The sequence below is a fragment of the Streptomyces sp. NPDC086989 genome (genome assembly GCF_044745505.1).
In the GTDB taxonomy this organism is placed as follows: Bacteria; Actinomycetota; Actinomycetes; order Streptomycetales; family Streptomycetaceae; genus Streptomyces.
The window spans coordinates 182,472-199,640 of record NZ_JBIVAL010000007.1 but is presented as its reverse complement, the minus strand read 5'-3'; the positions used below and the strand labels follow the sequence as shown (position 1 = coordinate 199,640).

Sequence of the window (17,169 nt, the reverse complement as noted above, 5' to 3'; positions counted from 1 at the left end):
GTGACAGCCGGCGGCGGCGGATCAGGCCCTCGCCTGGTCCGCCAGGACCCCGTACGGGTGCGGAGCGTCCTCCGGCGCTCCGAGGAAACGGCTGGTCAAGGCGGTGGCCTCGGCGAGTGCCGGAGCCCAGTCCAGGCCCGCCAGCCGGCCGGCCAGCAGACAGCCGAACAGCACGTCGCCGGCGCCGACCGTGATCACCTCGCCGGCCAGGGAGACCGCCGGCTGGTGGACCGGTTCGGAGCCGTCGGCGGGTATCAGCAGGGCTCCGTCCGCACCGAGGGTGACCAGGCAGCGCCCGCCGGGGGCGGGCAACCGGCGGGCGGCGGCGACGAGATCGGCCCGCCCGGCCAGCGGCCGCCCGGCCCACAGCGAGAGTTCGCGCAGGTTCAGGGCGACGAGATCGGCCCCGCGGCCCTGCGGACGCAGTTTGGCCACCTCGTTGGGGTCTGCGGACAGCAGCCAGAACGGCACGCCCCGGGCTCGGGCGGTGTCGGCCAGCCAGGCCAGCCCCGGCTCCTCGGCGTCCGTGCCGGCGGCCAGCACGCCCGCGTCCTCGAACAGGTCCCGGGACCGGTCGAGGAGTGCGGGCGTGATCAGGCCGAGGGCCCGCTCGCCGAGGAACCTCTTGTCGGCCACGGACCCCTCGACCAGTTCGGCGTGGAACACTGGCAGCGGCGCCCGTTCGGGCAGCCGCAGCCACTCCACGCCGTTTCCGGCCAGATGTCCGCCGACCGCCGGACCCAGCTCCCCCGTGTACGCCACGGTCGCCAGGGCCGGCCGGGCGCCGCGCGCGGCGAGCGCGCAGGCGGCGTTGTTGGCCACCCCGCCCCACCGCACGGTGGCCGGGTCCTGGCCGCGGCCCAGCGGGCCTTCGTGCAGGAAATCCAGGGTGACGGTGCCGACCAGCACCGGCCGTCCGGTCATGGAATTGCTCTTGATGGAACTCACCCTTCTTTTTTGAATTTCTTTGCCGGGGCGGAAGGAAATCGCATAACGCGCACGGGGCGTGGCGGAGCGTGAGAATATGCACCCTCTCCACCCCACCCAACCCGATCGGCAAAAGGAGGACCCTAAATGGTGCGCGCCGGCGAAGTGGCTTCGGCGGATTACGCCCGCCAGGCGGACGGAATTACCGCCGGCATTCTGACCTGGGCCTTTCCGCCGGCCCTCGTGGACGAGGCCGTCGCGGCCGCCAGCCGCACCGAGCAGCGCTCGCGGACGCTGTCCGCCCGGACCATGGTCTATCACGCCCTGGCCATGTGGCTGTACCCCTCGGCAGGCCACGAGGAGGTGATGCGCAGGCTCATGCGGGGGCTGGCACGCAAGCACGGCTGGGCCCGCGGCTGGCGCATGCCCACGCCGTCGGCGCTCGCCCAGGCCCGGCAGCGGCTGGGACCCGCCCCGCTGCGGCTGTTGTTCCGTACGGTCGCCCCGCGTGCCGTTCCGCAGGCGCCGCCCGGGATGCGGCGGCCGGTCACGCTGGACGCGCTCACGCTGTGCGTGCCCGACACCCACGCCAACCGGGACCGGTTCGGCACGGCGGTGACCGCGGACCGGGGCACCGTGCCGCAGGTGCGGCTGGTCGCGCTCGGGCACTGCGGTGCACACGCGGTGCTCGACGCGGCCGTGGGTCCGCCGGCCCTGGGTTCCGCCTGCCTCGCGCTGGAGCTGCTGCCCTCGCTCGGCGAGGGGACGCTGCTGCTCGCCGAACTCGACGCACTGTCGGTGGGTTTGTGGCGGCAGGCCGCCGGCACCCGGGCCGACCTGCTCTGGCGGGCCGGGCCGGACTGGCCGCTGCCGGTGGACGAGGTCCTGGCCGACGGGAGCTACCTCTCGCGGCTGGCGGAGCCCGAGGCTCCGGCCGCCGCCTCGGTGCCGGTGCGGGTGATCCCGTACGACCGCGACGGCTGGTCGGGTCCCGCGGAGCGGCTGATCACCACGCTGCTCGCGCCCGAGGAGGCGGCCGCGGCCCAGCTGATCGAGGCGCACCGCAGCCGCTGGGGGCTGGCCGACATGGTGGAGGACATCCTCGCCGGCGGCCTGTCCGGGATCGAGCTGCTGCGCTCGCGCGGCCCCGATCTGGTCGAACAGGAGATCTGGGCCATGCTGCTGGTCCACCACGCCGTGCACGGACTGATCGTGGACGCCCAGGACTTCGGGCCGGCGGCCGCGGAGGGGCTGGGCGCCTTGGCCGGAACCGTACGCATGGGACCACCGGACCGCTTGTAGGCCCCTCCAAGATCGTGTTAGCTTCCGGCGAGTCTGCCCGGTTCTGCCGACGCGACGGAGCACCTGTCTCCGGCCGGCATCGAACCGTCACGCGTTCCCGCCGCCGCCCCCTGTGCGGGTGTCCGTTGCGGCCGCGTCTCCTCTTCCGCCCCTCTCCACGATGCTCTGCCCGTCTGTTCTCCCCTGTCATTGGAGGCACCACGTGAGCACGGGAATGCTCCTGGGTTACGAACTGCCCGAGGCGGGTCTTCCGGACCCCACCGCCTTCCTGCTGGCCGTCGCCCGCAAGGCCGAGGCCGCCGGGGTCCACCACCTCGTCCTCGGGGACCGGCCGGCCGCCGGCCCCGCCGGGCCCGGGACGCCGGCGTCGCTGGTCGCCGCGTCCCTGCTGGCCGTCAGCACCAGCCGCATCGGCCTCGTCATGACCGCCGCGCCCGCCTACAACGAGGCGTACAACCTGGCCCGCATGGTGGCCTCGGTGGACCACATCAGCCATGGCCGGGCGGGCTGGCGGGTGGTCACCGGGCCCGACGCGGCCGCCGACGCCAACCACCGTCGCGAGGGGGTGGATCCGCTCACCGACCGGGAGGCCCGGGCCCGCGAGTTCGTCCCCGTCGTCCAGAACCTGTGGGACACCTGGGAGGACGGTGCCTTCGTCCACGAGAAGGGCACCGGCCGGTTCATCGACAGCGGCCGCGTGCACGTCCTGGACCACCGCGGCACCCTGCGGGTCCGCGGGCCGCTGAACGTGGTCCGCCCGCCCCAGGGTCACCCGGTGGTCCTCGCCGACGCCGCCGACCCGCTGGTCTCGGCCCACGCCGACGTGCTGACCGTGGGCGACCCCGACTCCGCGCCCACCGCGGCGCAGGCCGGCGGCCGGCCCCGGCTCGGGGTGGTCACCCCGTTCGTCGCCGCCACCGAGGAGCGGGCCCGCGAGCTGCACGAGCTGGCCGGCGCCCCGGCGTCCGACCGCGGCCGCGCGGTGCTGACCGGCACGCCCCGGCAGGTCGCCGAGCGGCTGGGCGCCTGGTTCGACCGGGGCGCGGTCGAGGGATTCACCGTGCGCTTCCCGGCCCCCGCCCCCGAGGGCGGCGCCGCGAGCACCGACGGCGTCGCGGAGTTCACCGACGCCGTGCTGCCCCTGCTGACCGCCGCCGGACGGTTTCCGGCCACGTACACATCCGACACGCTGCGCGGTCACTTCGGGCTGACCCGGCCCGCCAACCGCTTCGCCGAGCGGATCGCCGCCGCCGGCCCGGAAAGGAATTGAGGGCATGCCCACCGAACGACAGCTCCATCTCGGCCTGATGTTCTGGGCCACCGGCACGCACGCCGCGGGCTGGCGCCACCCGGACGCGCGCGCGGACGCGGCGTACGACATCGACCTGATCCAGGAGGTCAGTGCGGAGGCCGAGCGCGCCAAGTTCGACTTCGTGTTCCTCGGTGACCGGCTGGCCAGCGACCCGGCCCTGCAGCACAGCAACCCGGCGCAGATCTCACGGCTGGAGCCCTTCGCCACGGCCACCGCGATCGCCGCCGCCACCAGCCGGATCGGGGTGGTCGTCACCGCCAACCCGACCTACTCCGACCCGTACTCCATCGCCCGGCTGCTGGCCTCCCTTGACCACGTCAGCGCGGGGCGCGCCGCATGGAACCTGGTCACCGGCGCCGACACGGCGGCCGCGTTCAACTTCGGCCGCGAGGAGCACTGGGACACCGCCAAGCGCTACGCCTGGGCGGAGGAGTGCCTCCAGGTCGTCCGCGACCTGTGGGACAGCGGCGCCGGCGCCGGGTCCGGGCCGCGCCCGCTCGGCCACCGGGGCGCGTACTTCTCGGTGGACGGGCCGCTGGACGTGGCGCGGCCCCCGCAGGGACAAGTGGTCCTGTTCAACGCGGGCACCTCGGACCAGTCCCGCGAACTCAGCGCCCGCGAGGCCGACATCGTCTTCGCCGGCATGCAGCCGACCTTCGCGCTGCGCCAGGCGTACTACGCCGACATCAAGGAGCGGGCGGCCCGCTACGGCCGGGCGGACCAGGTCACCATCCTGCCCGGGCTGACGCCGATCGTCGCGCCGACCACCGAGGAGGCCGTCGAACTGTACGACCTGCTCAACTCGCTCCTGGTGCTGGACCCGGAGGAGGAGCCGGGCCAGCTGGTCCGCAAGGGCGGCATCGGCGAGGGGCACCGGCGCAACCTGTCGTCCGCGAGCCGGGTGTTCGGGGTGGAGTTGCGCGGCAACGACCTGGCCGCGGAGGTTCCGGCCGAGACCCTGGCCGCGGTGTCCGAGGAGGGCGCCCTGCGGCTGGCGGAGATCACCCGGCTGACCCGGAGGACCGTCGACGGCCCCCGCCGGATCACGTACGGGGACCTCGTGCACGCGGCGCCGTCCGAGCTCTCGCACACGGTGGTCGGCAACCCGGAGGAGGTCGCCGACATGATCCAGGAGTGGTTCGAGGGCGGCGCCGCCGACGGGTTCAACATCTACCCGGCGTACGTGCCCGGTTCGGTGACCGCGTTCACCGAACTGGTGGTGCCCGTACTCCAGCGGCGCGGCCTGTACCGCAAGGACTACACCGGGAACACCCTGCGCGAGCACCTGGGGCTGCCGGTGCCGCCGCGCCGCCCCGCCCCCTGATCCGCCGACCCGCAGAACCCGTACGCAAGGAAGAGGTGAACCGGTGGCCACATTGGCCGTCGTGGGCGCCGGGACCGTGGTCTCCGGCGATCTCGCGCACCCCCTGATCGAGGACGCCGACACGGTGCTGTGCGCCGACGGGGTCATCACCGCGGTCGGCCGGGCCGCCGACCTGGCCGGGCAGGTCGCAGCGGCGGACCGCGTCCTGGACGCGGCCGGGGCCACCGTGGCCCCCGGCCTCATCGACTCGCACGGACACGTCACGTTCGGCGACTACTCGCCGCGCCAGAAGGCGGTGGACTACCTGGAGGGGTACGTCCACGGCGGGATCACCCGGACCATCTCGGCGGGCGAGGTGCACGTGCCGGGGCGGCCCCGCGACCGGGAGGGCGTCAAGGCGCTCGCCGTCGCGGCCCGGGCCAGCTTCGACACGTACCGGCCCGGCGGCATGCGGGTCCACGCGGGCAACGTGCTGCTCGAACCCACGCTGACCGAGGAGGACTTCGCCCACCTCGCCCGCTGCGGGGTGTGGCTGGCCAAGTTCGGGTTCGGCGCGTACGAGAAGGCGGTCGACGGCGTCGAGCAGATCCGCTGGGCGCGGGCCCACGGCCTGGTCGTGATGTGCCACGCCGGCGGTGCCAGCGCCGCCGGTTCCGCCTCGCTGCGCGCCGACGACCTGCTGGCCCTGGCTCCGAACGTGTGCGGGCACGCCAACGGCGGCCCGACCTCGATGCCCGATGCCGATGTGGACCGCCTGCTGGCGGAGAGCACGATGGCGCTCCAGCTCGTCCAGGCGGGCAACCTGCGCGCGGCCCTGCGGATCCTGGGCCGGGCCGTGGAGGAGGACGCCCTGGCCCGGATCGTGGTGGGCTCGGACACCCCCTCCGGGTTCGGGGTGATCCCGCTGGCCGTGCTGAAGACGCTGGTGGAGCTGTCCTCGCTGGGCCCGCTGGACCCGGCGCGGGCCTGGGCGCTGGCCACCGGCAACGTGGCGGACGTCTGGGGGCTGCCGGCCGGCCGGATCCGGGTGGGCGCAGAGGCCGACCTGCTCGTCCTGGACGCGCCGAGGGCCTCGGCGGCGTCCACGGCCCTGGAGGCCATGTCGATCGGTGACATGCCCGGCATCTCTGCGGTCGTGACGGACGGCGTGCCGCGGTTCCTGGCCAGCCGCAACACCCCGCGGGCCACCCGGCCGGCGACGCTGGTGCGGTAGGCGGCGCGCAGCCCGAAGGGGGACCGCCCGGTGCCTGGCACCGGGCGGTCCCCCTTTCGTGCGTCAGGCCGTGCGGGCGGCGAAGCGGCCGGGGCGGAAGGCCGCCGCGAGCTCGGAGGGCCGCCCGAGCACCTCGCCGGCGACGATCTCCCCCAGGACCGGGGCCAGGGTCAGCCCGCTGTGCGTGACGACCACGTATGGGGACCCCTCCCCCCGGACCGGGCCGAGGACGCTCATTCCGTCCGCGGGCATGGGCCGGACGCCGACGTAGGCCGACTCCACCCCGACCCCGGCGCCGGCGCCGGGCAGGACCGCGTCCAGCCGGCCCAGCACCCGCTCGGCCGCCCGCCGCGCCTGCCCGGCCGGGTCCGGGTGGTCCGGGTCCAGCTCGTGGTCGACGTCGTGGCAGTGCAGCACGAGCCGGCCGCCGGTGTGGGGGCGCACGCTCAGCTCCGGGGCGTGCAGGATGCGTTCCACCCGGGCTCCGGTCACCGGGGAGGTGCGTACCAGCAGGCCCATGGTGAGGGTGCCCTCGTCCCCCGGCTCCACCAGCGGGACCTCGGCCCCGGCGAGGGCCAGGAGGTCCCGGGTGCCGCGCCCGGCGCAGCTGATGACGGCGTCCGCCTCGATCCGTTCGCCGGAGGCCAGGACCACGCCGCGGACGGGGTCGGCGCCGATGAGGCCGGTGACCGGGTCGCCGGTGCGGATCTCCACGCCGTGGGCCCGGCCGAGGTCCTGGACTGCGGCGAGGAAGCGGTCGCTGATCACGTGGGCGTCGGCCGGGTAGTGGTACAGCGGGCCGTGTACGTCGTCCAGGGCGAGGCCCGGCTGGAGTTCGGCCAGCGCCCGCCCGGGCCCGTACTCCTCGACGGGATAGGCGCGGGCGCGGTAGCCGGCGGCGATCTTGGCCAGGCGTTCGGCGCCGTCCTCCGTGTCGGCCCAGTGGAGGTTGCCGGTGCGGAAGAACCACGGGTCGCCGCCGGTGCGGGCGGCGAGGCGTTCGTGGGCGCGCAGGCCCTCGGCGGAGAGGGCGAAGTAGGCGTCGGAGCCGTTGTCGACCGCGTTGACCCAGCCGAAGCCGTGGGCGGAGAGCCCGCGGCGGGGGTCCTGGCCGTCCACCAGGACGACCGACACGCCCTGTTCGGCCAGGTTCAGCGCCACGCAGCTGCCGATGGAGCCGGCTCCGACCACGACCGCCCGCACCGCCGTCCTCCCGGCCGCGCTCATCGGTCCCCCTCGGCGAGGCCGGTGCCGCACAGGTAGCCGCCGACCAGCGCCGGGCCGAGGGTACCGCCCGAGCCGGGGTAGCCCGGGCCCATGGGCGTGGCCGCGACGTTGCCGCAGGCGTACAGGCCGGGAACCGGGGTGTCGTCGTGGCGCAGGACCCGGCCGGTGCGGTCGGTGACCACCCCGCCCTTGGTGCCGAGCATGCCGGGCCCGACCGGGACGGCGTAGAAGGGGGCCTGCTCCAGCGGGCCCAGGCAGGGGTTGGGGCCGTGCCGTTCGTCGCCGTAGTAGCGGTCGTGGCTCGTGCCGCCGCGGCCGAACTCGGGGTCCTCGCCGAGCACCGCGTGCCGGTTGAACGCGGCGAGGGTGGCGGTCAGGGCCACCTCGTCGACGCCCAGGCGGCGGGCCAGTGCGGCGGGTGAGTCCGCGCGGACGAACCAGTCGGGGACCGGGTCGGCGGGCTGGACGGAGGCGATCGGGTAGCGGCTGCGGAACGCCTCGTCGAAGACGAGCCAGGCCGGGGCGTTCGGGTACGTGTGCGTGGTGGGGTCGAACGCCAGGAAGGCCTTGGTGATGTCGTTGTAGTTGACGGCCTCGTTGACGAACCTGCGGCCCTGCCGGTTGACGATCACCGACCCGGGCAGGCAGCGCTCGGCCACCAGGTGCCGGGAGAGCGGCGCCCCGTCGTACTCGTCGCCCGGTGCGCCCACCGCCGGCACCCACCACGCCTGGGACATGCCGTCCAGGGCGGCGCCGGCCGCCATGGCCATCTGCAGCCCGTCGCCGTGGTTCCACGGCGGGCTGATCGGGCGGGTGTCCGCGACCCCGAGGTAGGCGTGCTTGAGGCGCTCGTTCCACTCGTAGCCGCCGCTGGCGAGGACCACCCCGGCGCGGGCCCGGTAGGTGACGGGGCCGTCGGCGGTCTCGGCGCGGACCCCGGTGACCCGGCCGTCCTCGACGAGCAGTTCGCGGACGCGGACGCCGGTGGCGAACCGCACGCCGCGCTCGTCGCAGGCCGCGACCAGCCCCGCCACCAGGGCGGCGCCGACGGTCAGTACGCCTTCCGCCTTGCGCCGGGCGACCAGCTCGTGGTCGTACAGCTCCGGCGAGTGCCAGCGGTGACGCTCGTCGTAGGTGACGGCGTCGAAGTGCGCCCCGCGGCGGATCCGCTCGACCAGGCCGGGCCGGTCGGCGGTCGGGAAGGGCACGTTGTCCAGGGTGCGGCCGACGTCCCGGGCACCGGGCCAGTCCGAGTGGTAGTCGGGCCGGTCGATGGGGAAGAACCGGACCGGGGTCTTGGCGTGCAGGTAGTCCACAACCTCGGGCGCGGTGGCGACGTACTGCTCCAGCCGCCAGGACTCGACGGCGCCCTCGGTGACCAGTTCCAGGTAGCGCAGGGCGTCCTCGGCGGAGTCGGGCATGCCGTGCTCGCGCATGACGGAGCTGTTCGGCACCCAGACCATGCCTCCGGACACGGCGGTGGTGCCGCCCAGTACGGGGGTGCGTTCGAGGACGAGGACGCGTCGTCCTCCGTCGGCGGCGCGGCAGGCGGCGAGCAGTCCGGCTCCGCCGGAGCCGATCACCAGGGTGTCGATGTCGATGCCGCTGTCGCCGTCAGGCGCGGGTTCGGGGTGGAAATCGGTGTGGGGCACGGAAGCGGGTTCCTCTTCCTCTGTTTCCTGGTTCCTGGTTCCTGGTTCCTGGTTCCCAGGGTTCCTCGGGCAACGGGACGCGTGCGGACGCGGTCAGAGCAGCCGGCCGGGCTTGTAGTGCACCGCGTCGGGGTGACGGGCCGCGATCTGCCCGATCTCTGCCACCAGCGCCGTGACCTGGTCGGCCGCCGCGCCGGTGAACCCGATGCGGTCCGTGAGGAGTTCGTCCAGCTGCGCGCGGTCGAGGGGGAAGCGCCCGTCGGCGGCGAGCCGGTCCAGAAGCAGGTTGTCGGCGCCGTCCGCGCGCATGGCGAGGGCGGATCCGACCGCGTGCTCCTTGATGACCTCATGGGCGGTCTCGCGGCCGACACCGTGGCGGACGGCGGCCATCAGCATCTTGGTGGTGGCCAGGAAGGGCAGGTACCGCTCCAGCTCGGCCTCGATCACCGACGGGAACACCTCGAACTCGTCGAGGACGGTCAGCAGGGTCTCCAGCATCCCGTCCAGGGCGAAGAACGCGTCGGGCAGTGCCACCCGGCGGACCACGGAGCAGGACACGTCGCCCTCGTTCCACTGGTCGCCGGAGAGCTCGGCGGCCATCGACGCGAAGCCGCGCAGGACGATCATCAGACCGTTGATCCGCTCGCAGGAGCGGGAGTTCATCTTGTGCGGCATGGCGGAGGAGCCGACCTGGCCCTCGGCGAAGCCCTCGCTGACGAGTTCGTCGCCGGCCATCAGCCGGATCGAGCGGGCCAGCGAGGACGGGCCGGCGGCCAGCTGGACCAGCAGGCTCAGCACCTCGTAGTCGAGGGAGCGCGGGTAGACCTGGCCCACGCTGGTGAAGCGGTGCGCGAAGCCGAGGTGGGCGGCGATCCGGTCCTCCAGCTCGGCGAGCCGGGCGCGGTCTCCGCCGAGCAGGTCCAGCATGTCCTGGGCGGTGCCCATCGGGCCCTTGATGCCGCGCATCGGGTAGCGGCCGATGAGCTCCTCCAGCCGCCGGAAGGCGACCAGCACCTCCTCCGCCACGGTGGCGAAGCGCTTGCCGAGGGTGGTGGTCTGGGCGGCCACGTTGTGCGACCGGCCGGCCATGACCTGCCCGGAGTGCTGCTCGGCCAGCCCGGCGAGGCGGGCGAGCAGGGCCACGCAGCGGTCGCGGACCAGGACCAGGCTGTCGCGCACCTGGAGCTGCTCGACGTTCTCGGTCAGGTCGCGGGAGGTCATGCCCTTGTGGACGTGCTCGTGGCCGGCGAGGGCGTTGAACTCCTCGATGCGGGCCTTGACGTCGTGCCGGGTGACCTGCTCCCGCCGGTCGATGGAGTCCAGGTCGATGGTGTCCAGGACCCGCTCGTAGTCGGGTATCACCTGGTCGGGGACGTCGATGCCGAGGTCGCGCTGGGCGGTCAGCACGGCCAGCCACAGCCGGCGTTCGAGCACGATCTTGTGCTCGTGCGACCAGAGTCCCGTCATCTCCGGGGAGGCGTAGCGGGCGGCAAGGACGTCGGGGATGTTGGCGTTCATCGCACTCTTTCCGAAGTTCAGGACAGACACGTGGTGCTGATTCCGTTGTTGTTGGCCTGGGTGAACCAGAAGTCGCTGATCAGGCCCCGGCGGCGGAGGTCCTCGGCCCATACGGCGGCCTCGTCGGTCCGCCGGGTGAAGGCGAAGCAGGCCGGGCCGGTCACGCTGAGCGCGATCGCGTCGACGGCGGGCGCCGCGCGTCCGGCCTCCAGGACGCCGGTGACGGCCTCGCCCTGGAAGGCGATCTGGGCCTGCTTGAAGTGGCCGGTGAAGGTGATCTCGTTCACGGCGGCGCAGAACGCCTCGTAGTCCTGCTCCAGTACGGCCGGGGCCAGGCCCATGAAGACCAGGTGCGAGGTGCGCCAGGACTCCTCGGGCGGGATCGGCGTGACCCGCTGGAACCAGTCGAGTTCCTCCTGGCCGCCCAGGTGGCGGCCGTGGGTGAGGAGGACCAGGACGGGCCAGTCGGGGAAGTCGAGCCGGACCACCGGCCGGGGCGGGGCGACGTCCTGGGCGAACCGGCTGGGCCGCAGGTAGGTGTGCGGGGCCCGGGCGAACTCCGGCGGGTTGCGGTGCCCGCCGTCCACCAGGAAGCCGCCGTGTTCGGCGAGGCCGGTGCTGGCTCCGGAGGTGCGGCCGCGGCCCAGGGTGCGGGCGAGTTCGCGCAGGTCGGTCTCCTGGCCGCAGAGGCGTGCGTACGCGTGCCCGACGGCGAGCAGGGTGTTGGTCTTCGAGCCGAAGCCGCTGTGCTGGGGAAGCGGCCGGGTGACCGTCACCCGGGCCGGCGGGCCGTCCCACAGCTTGCGCAGGGTCTCGACGGCCCGCGCCACCTCGCGGGTGGTCTCCTCGGCGGTTCCGGTCACCTCGGTGACCCCGTCGGCGGCGGGCCGCACCTCGGCGGTCAGTCCCGGCCGGTCCACGGCCATCGCGGCGATGCCGTTGCGGCGCATCGAGGTGGCGTCGAGGCTGATCAGGGTGAAGCTCAGGCGGGCCGGGGCGGACACCCGTACGGCCGTCCCGGGTTCGGTGGGCGGTTCCATCGCCACGGGGGCATCTCCTCGTCGGTGGTCGGTCAGAGCCCGGTACGGTCGCCCAGGGCGGCCCCGGTGACCTCGGCGAACTCCCGGACCGCGGTGGACAGTCGGGCGCGTACGGCGGCGTCGGGGCCGCTCTCGCCGGCCGGGCCGGTCCACAGGGCGGTCAGCGCGGCGTAGACCTCGGAGGTCGCAGCCACCGCTGCGGCGCCCAGCGGCTCGGGGCGCGGCCACCGGTCGCGGGGCAGACCGTCCCTGATGTGCTGCTGGACGTGCTCGCGCAGGCCGGGGTGCAGGCAGCGCAGCAGTTCCTTGCAGACCGGTACGCCGTCGTAGTAGAAGCGGTTCTCGTCGGGGGTGCCCGCGTGGTCGATCACGATCGGCTCGCCGTCCCCGTCGAAGCCGTACTCGGCCTTGCCGTCGACGAGTTCGAGGCCGACGGCCGTGCAGTGGGCGGTGAGCACCGGGGCGAGCTGCCGGGTGAGCTTCTCGATCCGGGCAATGTCCTCCGGCGTGATCCGGCCGACGGCGGCGGCCTCCTCGCGGGTGACGAAGCGGTCGGTCTCCTCGAACTTGGTCGTGAACTCGACCATGACCTCGGACAGCCACGGGGAGCCGGGCTCCCGGCGGTCCGGTACGAGGGCGGGGTCGAGGCGGCCGGCCGCGACCCGGCGGTGCACCGAGGACTCCCGGGCCAGGGCGTTGCGGTAGACGACCTGGAGCGGGATCATCCCGCCGGGGCCCGTCCGGGGCCGGACGCCCTCGAAGTCGATGTCGAGGAGCTTGATCCGGATGGCGTTGTCGGAGACCTGCTCCACGAAGTGCGTGCCGATGCCGGCCTCGTGCATGAGGCCGAACGACCGGACGGCCATGGCGCAGGACGCCTTGCCCTTGCCGGGGATCTCGTCGGGCATGACGCCGAAGTCGTAGACGGAGTAGCGGTCCGTGAAGGTCAGGATTCCGTCGCCGGGCCGACCGTCGCGGGGTGGTGCCAGTGTGTACAGATCCTTGGTGGACCAACGCTTCATGGGCTCTTCTCTTCCTGGCGTGCGCCCGGGCGGGGCCCTCGGCGGCGCGGGTGCGGGAGGGCGGCACCCGGAATGGAAGACGATCGAGGCGACCCGGATGTGACACCCCGGGGGGCCGCCGCGACGCGCTCGGCCTCCGCCGGCGGTCACCCGGGGTCGGGAGTGAACCCGAACACCTTGCCGTACAGGCTCAGTTCGGTCCGCAGGGTGCGGGCCACCGTCCCACCCCTGCGGAACCCGTGCCCCTCCCCCTCGAAGACCTCGTACGTGTGCTCCACGTCGGAGCCCGACAGCCGCTCCAGCAGCCGCTCGGCCTGGCTCGGCGGGCAGATGGCGTCCAAGGACCCCTGGAAGAGCGCGAACGGGGCCCGGATGCCGGCTGCCCCGTGCACCGGGGAACGGCGGACGTACGCGTCCCGGCTCTGCGGCCAGGGGCCGATCAGCGTCTGCGCGTAGCGGGATTCGAAGTCGTGCGTGGTGCGCTGCCAGGTGTCCGCGTCCAGTACGGGGAAGTGGATGGCGGCGGCCCGGTACAGCTCCGGTTCGGCGATCAGTGAGGCGGCGGCGGTCCAGCCGCCCGCGCTCGCGCCCCGGATCGCGAGGCGCCGCGGGTCGGCGAGCCCTTCGGCCACCAGCCCGCGGGCGGCCGTGGCGCAGTCCCGTACGTCCACCACGCCCCAGCCGCCGCGCAGCCGGTCCCGGTAGGCCCGCCCGTGACCGGTGGAGCCGCCGTACTGGACGTCGAGGACGCCGATGCCCCGGCTGGTGAAGTAGGCGATGTGCGGGTGCGGGGTCATATGGGTGCGGTTAGTGGGGCCGCCGTGCACCAGCACCACGTAGGGCGGCAGTTCGCCGTCCGGGCCCCGGTGGCGGGGGTGGTGGGGCGGGTAGACGTGGGCGTGCACCTCTTCGCCGCCGGGTCCCTGGTAGGTCCGCCGGAAGGGGGCGGGCCACAGTTCGGCGTGCTCGCGGGAGGGCGGGCGCAGGACCTCCAGCCGGCCGCCCGGTTCCCGGGGGTCCAGCAGCACCACGGTCGGCCGGTGGGCGGGGCCCGCCGCGACGGCTGCGATCCGCTTCCCGTCGGTGGCGGGCGAGTGCCACTCGGTGTACGGCCCGTCCGGGTCGAGTGCGGTCCGTTTCCCGTCGGGGCTCAGCAGGGCGGGGCGGCGGCCGGCGGTGCCGTGCAGCACGGCGAGGGTGCCGTCGTGCAGGGGCAGGAACCAGCGTGAGCCGACGCGCCAGAGGGCTTCGGCGTACTCCTGCGGTTCGGCGCGCAGGGGGCGGGAGCCGCCGTCCGGGCCGATCTCGTGCAGGTTCCACCAGCCGTCGGGGTCGGTGACGGCGAACAGGCGTCCGGTGCCGTCGGCGGCCCACTCCGCCTGGGCGACCGAGCGGCCCGGGCCGCCCGCGACCCGTACGGCGGGCCCGAGCAGGCCCTCGGGGGTGATCGCGGCGACCATCAGGTCCGTACGGTCCCAGGGCATGTCCGGGTGGTCCCAGCCCAGCCAGGCGACCCGGTCCCCGCCGGGGGCGATGCGCGGGCCGGTCAGGAACCGGTGGCCGGCGGCCAGCACCCGAACCGCCGCCGGGTCCTCGGCCGCGCTGCCGTCCAGCGGCAGGGCCACCAGCTCGCGCCGGACACCTTCGGGGACCGGGTCCCCGGCGGCGTCCGGCAGGGTCTCGCGCACGCACCACAGTTCGGCGCCGCGGACCGCGAAGTCCCCGTATCGGTGGACCGCTCCGGGGCCTGCGGGCGGACTGACCGGTACCGCCGGGGCGGCGGGCCGCCACCGGTGGACCCGCTGGTCGGTCCCGTCGCTGAAAACGATGCCGTCGCCGGGCCGGCCGGACACCGGCAGCCAGGGCCTGGCCCCGTACTCGTTGAACCGGCTGCGCACGTCCCGGCCGCCGGGCAGCACCTCCTCGGGCGCGCCGCCGGGCCCGCGCCGCATCAGTGCGCTGCGGCCGCCGTCGTGGGCCAGCGGCTCGGTCCACCACACCTCGTCGCCGACGAAGTCCAGCCACTCGGGCAGGGCGGCCCCGCGGGCCACGTCGTCGGCGGCGAGCGCCGACCGCCAGCTTCCGTAGGGCGCTTGCTTGCGGGCGTCGTCGGGCACGGGGTCCTCACTCCTCGGTGGTGTACGGGCGGCGGCCGTCGAGCAGCAGGGCGACCAGCGTGGCGACCGCGTCCTCGTCGTTCGAGGGCAGGACGAGCCCGGCGGCGCGCCGGACCTCCTCGGGTGCGTTCGCCGGGGCGGCGCCCAGTCCGGCCAGGTGCAGCATGGACAGGTCGTTGAGCCCGTCCCCGACGGCCACCGCCTCGGCCGGGTCCACGCCGGCCTCGGCGCACAGCCAGCGCAGGGCCTCGGACTTGCCGGTGCCGGGCGGGACCAGTTCGACGAAGCCGCCGCCCGAGGCGGTGGCGGTCGCGCCCCCGCCGACGGCGCGCTGGACCTCGGCCACGACGGCCGGCCCGCAGCCGGTTCCGGTGTGGACGAGCAGCTTGGGCACCCGGGCGGGCAGGTCGAGCCGGTCCGCGCAGGTGCGGTGGCTGACGTGGGTCCAGTGCGCGGCGGCCTCGCGCGGGAAGGGGTCGAGGGTGACGGTGCGGTCCACCAGGTCCAGCGCGCAGGACCAGTGGGGCGAGGCCGCGCGGACGGCTTCGAGGATCCGCAGGACCGGGCCGGGGGCGAAGCCGAGGACCCGGCGCGGCCGGGCCTCGCCGGGCGCGTGGATCACCGCACCGTTGCTGTACGCCCAGTACGCCGAGTCCGGGACCCCGCCGGTCACCGCGGCGGGGATGTCACGGCCCGGCCGGGCCGTGATCACGGCGAGGGCGAGTCCGGCGTCCCGGACCCGGAGCAGGGCGGCGCGGACCGGTGCGGTGAGCCGGCCCCGGGAGTCCAGCAGGGTTCCGTCCAGGTCGCAGGCGAGCAGCCGGGGCCGCGGCCGGGGGCCGCCGCCGGGCGGGGGGATCACCCGGCCGCCGACGCGGGGGCGGTCCGCCGGGCCGCGGTCTCGGGCAGCCGGTGGCACAGCAGCAGGAAGCCGGTCCCGAGCAGGGCGCAGAGCCCGGTCGAGGCGGTCGCGGGGCCCGGCCCGCTGAGTTCCTGGACCAGTCCGGCGAGGGCCGATCCGAGTGCGGTGCCGGTCGTGAGCAGGGTGATCAGCCAGGCGAAGGCCTCGGTGAGGGTGCCCTCGGGGGCGAGGGCGTCCACCAGGGTGAAGGACACCACCAGCAGCGGGGACAGGAAGAACCCGGTGGACAGGCAGACCAGGGCCATGACGGCCGGCGGGGCCATGAGGGCCACCAGCAGGTAGGTGACGGTGAGTCCGGCCCCGCAGAGCACCGCCTGGGCGGTCGGGGCCGCGTTCCACCGGCCGCGGCCGTAGACCACGGCGCCGACGAGCGCCCCGCACGCGGACAGCGCGAGCAGGGTGCCGGCCCCGCCGGGCAGCGGATGGCGTTCGGCGTAGGCGACGGCGCCGATGTTCAGGCCGCCGATGGCCGCCCCGGCTCCGGCCAGCCCGAGGAAGAGCAGGACCAGCGCGCGGCTGCGCAGCGGACCGAGCCAGTCGCGGGTGCCCGGGCTCCCCCGCCAGCGCCGGGAGGGGCGCGAGGTGGCCATGACGAGGGCCCCGCCGAGACAGAGCACGGCGGAGAGCACCACGGCGGCCTCCGGCGGCCCGAGGGCCACCGTCGCGGAGACGAGCAGGGGACCGCCGATGAAGACGAGTTCCTGCGCGGCGGCGTCCATCGAGTAGGCGCGCTGGAGGTTCTCCTGGCCGACGAGGACCGGCCACAGGGCGCGCAGGCACGGCTCCAGCGGCGGGGTGGCAGCCCCGGCCAGGACGGCGCCGGCGAGCACCGCCGGCCGCGAGGCCGGCGCGAGGGCGATCAGCAGGATGCCGCAGCTGGACAGCACGGCGCTGGCGAGCAGCACGTACGTCTGCCCCCAGCGGTCCACCATGCGGCCGAGCACCGGTCCCCCGACGGCCCCCGCCACGGCGAGGACCGCCGTGGCCAGGCCGACGAAGCGGAAGTCCGCGTCGTGGGCGCGCAGGGTGAGGGTCATGGCGAGGGCCGTCATGGCGGTGGGCAGCCGTCCGATCAGCGCGCCCCCGAGGGCGTGCGGAACGGACGGCCGGCGCAGCAGGGCCGCGTAGCTCACGTGCTGTTCTCCTGGTCGGGGAATTGCCGGTCGGACACTTCGTCGAGGAACCGCAGCGACAGGCCGGTCACGGCCTGGCTGCGGAGCCTCAGTTCGATCTCCGCCAGGCCCGAGCGGTGCTGCTCGGCCGGGTCACCGCTGAGCGGTATCCACAGCCAGCCGCTGTCGAGCCAGGCGTTGCCCACGGTCTCCGCGTCGCGGGCGGTGGGGATGGCAGGGGCGACGCGTTCCGGGATGTCCGGCACGTTCACCGCGCAGACTCCGCCGTCGGGGGCGAAGCCCACCGAGGCCACCGCCCGGAAGCCGATGGGGGTTTCCCCGGCAGGTCCGGTCGGCGGGGTCCGGCCGTCCGTGCGGTCCCCGATGGGGGCCCGCACGGCTTCCAGGACTCCGGATTCCGCGTCCCATTCCGTGATGAAGGTTCGTGGCGCCATCACAACGCTCCCGTCAGGTCATAAGG

14 protein-coding genes are annotated in these 17,169 nt (G+C 74.7%); 4 read left to right on the top strand and 10 right to left on the bottom strand.

Translation table 11 applies throughout. From position 1 onward, the window contains the following. Positions 1-21: 21 nt before the first annotated feature. Positions 22-948, bottom strand: coding sequence for a PfkB family carbohydrate kinase (locus ACIPK4_RS18935; RefSeq protein ID WP_402313959.1), 927 nt, complete (start codon positions 946-948; stop codon positions 22-24). 126 nt (positions 949-1,074) lie between these two features. Between ACIPK4_RS18935 and ACIPK4_RS18930 the strand changes: the two genes are divergently transcribed. The 4 genes from ACIPK4_RS18930 (at position 1,075) to ACIPK4_RS18915 (ending at position 6,078) form a co-directional block, all read left to right on the top strand. Further along, complete coding sequence (locus ACIPK4_RS18930; protein WP_402313957.1) at positions 1,075-2,229, top strand: transposase domain-containing protein; 1,155 nt, start codon at positions 1,075-1,077, stop codon at positions 2,227-2,229. Between the two features lie 202 nt (positions 2,230-2,431). Beyond that, positions 2,432-3,499: an LLM class flavin-dependent oxidoreductase gene (locus ACIPK4_RS18925; protein WP_402313955.1), complete on the top strand. Its 1,068-nt coding sequence runs from the start codon at positions 2,432-2,434 to the stop codon at positions 3,497-3,499. A gap of 4 nt (positions 3,500-3,503) precedes the next feature. Further along, positions 3,504-4,865, top strand: a complete 1,362-nt coding sequence (locus tag ACIPK4_RS18920) for an NtaA/DmoA family FMN-dependent monooxygenase (protein WP_402313953.1) — start codon at positions 3,504-3,506, stop codon at positions 4,863-4,865. Between the two features lie 43 nt (positions 4,866-4,908). Continuing rightward, positions 4,909-6,078 carry an amidohydrolase family protein gene (locus ACIPK4_RS18915; protein WP_402313951.1) on the top strand — a complete coding sequence of 390 codons (1,170 nt, stop codon included), beginning with the start codon at positions 4,909-4,911 and terminating at the stop codon, positions 6,076-6,078. Positions 6,079-6,141: 63 nt separating this feature from the next. Here the strand turns inward: ACIPK4_RS18915 and ACIPK4_RS18910 are convergent, their stop codons facing one another. The 9 genes from ACIPK4_RS18910 to ACIPK4_RS18870 form a co-directional block, all read right to left on the bottom strand. Continuing rightward, a complete protein-coding gene (locus tag ACIPK4_RS18910; protein ID WP_402313949.1) occupies positions 6,142-7,305 on the bottom strand; it encodes an NAD(P)/FAD-dependent oxidoreductase in 1,164 nt (387 codons plus the stop codon). Then, positions 7,302-8,957, bottom strand: coding sequence for an FAD-dependent oxidoreductase (locus ACIPK4_RS18905; RefSeq protein WP_402313947.1), 1,656 nt, complete (start codon positions 8,955-8,957; stop codon positions 7,302-7,304). Before ACIPK4_RS18905 ends, ACIPK4_RS18910 begins: the two co-directional genes overlap by 4 nt. A gap of 93 nt (positions 8,958-9,050) precedes the next feature. Further along, entirely contained in the window at positions 9,051-10,475 is a 1,425-nt protein-coding gene (gene purB / locus ACIPK4_RS18900) for an adenylosuccinate lyase (protein ID WP_402313945.1), read from the bottom strand. A 17-nt stretch (positions 10,476-10,492) separates the two neighbouring features. Next, complete coding sequence (locus tag ACIPK4_RS18895) at positions 10,493-11,515, bottom strand: beta-ribofuranosylaminobenzene 5'-phosphate synthase family protein (RefSeq protein ID WP_402314390.1); 1,023 nt, start codon at positions 11,513-11,515, stop codon at positions 10,493-10,495. Positions 11,516-11,547: 32 nt separating this feature from the next. Next, positions 11,548-12,537 (bottom strand): phosphoribosylaminoimidazolesuccinocarboxamide synthase, encoded by a 990-nt coding sequence (locus tag ACIPK4_RS18890; RefSeq protein WP_402313943.1) that lies wholly within the window; start codon positions 12,535-12,537, stop codon positions 11,548-11,550. Between the two features lie 146 nt (positions 12,538-12,683). Then, on the bottom strand, positions 12,684-14,654 hold the full coding sequence (locus ACIPK4_RS18885; RefSeq protein WP_402313941.1) for an alpha/beta hydrolase family protein: 1,971 nt from the start codon (positions 14,652-14,654) through the stop codon (positions 12,684-12,686). A 7-nt stretch (positions 14,655-14,661) separates the two neighbouring features. Further along, entirely contained in the window at positions 14,662-15,516 is an 855-nt protein-coding gene (locus tag ACIPK4_RS18880) for an HAD family hydrolase (RefSeq protein WP_402313939.1), read from the bottom strand. Beyond that, positions 15,513-16,709 (bottom strand): MFS transporter, encoded by a 1,197-nt coding sequence (locus ACIPK4_RS18875; protein WP_402313937.1) that lies wholly within the window; start codon positions 16,707-16,709, stop codon positions 15,513-15,515. Before ACIPK4_RS18875 ends, ACIPK4_RS18880 begins: the two co-directional genes overlap by 4 nt. Then, on the bottom strand, positions 16,706-17,143 hold the full coding sequence (locus ACIPK4_RS18870; RefSeq protein WP_402313935.1) for a hypothetical protein: 438 nt from the start codon (positions 17,141-17,143) through the stop codon (positions 16,706-16,708). The genes ACIPK4_RS18875 and ACIPK4_RS18870 overlap by 4 nt, the downstream gene beginning before the upstream one ends. Between the last annotated feature and the right edge of the window lie 26 nt (positions 17,144-17,169).

Excerpts from the sequence above, each read along its gene's own strand:
- ACIPK4_RS18930 (WP_402313957.1), top strand. The coding sequence starts at position 1,075 with ATGGTGCGCGCCGGCGAAGTGGCTTCGGCGGATTACGCCCGCCAGGCG.
- ACIPK4_RS18920 (WP_402313953.1), top strand. The coding sequence starts at position 3,504 with ATGCCCACCGAACGACAGCTCCATCTCGGCCTGATGTTCTGGGCCACC.
- ACIPK4_RS18910 (WP_402313949.1), bottom strand. The coding sequence starts at position 7,305 with ATGAGCGCGGCCGGGAGGACGGCGGTGCGGGCGGTCGTGGTCGGAGCC.
- purB (WP_402313945.1), bottom strand. The coding sequence starts at position 10,475 with ATGAACGCCAACATCCCCGACGTCCTTGCCGCCCGCTACGCCTCCCCG.
- ACIPK4_RS18895 (WP_402314390.1), bottom strand. The coding sequence starts at position 11,515 with ATGGAACCGCCCACCGAACCCGGGACGGCCGTACGGGTGTCCGCCCCG.
- ACIPK4_RS18890 (WP_402313943.1), bottom strand. The coding sequence starts at position 12,537 with ATGAAGCGTTGGTCCACCAAGGATCTGTACACACTGGCACCACCCCGC.
- ACIPK4_RS18870 (WP_402313935.1), bottom strand. The coding sequence starts at position 17,143 with ATGGCGCCACGAACCTTCATCACGGAATGGGACGCGGAATCCGGAGTC.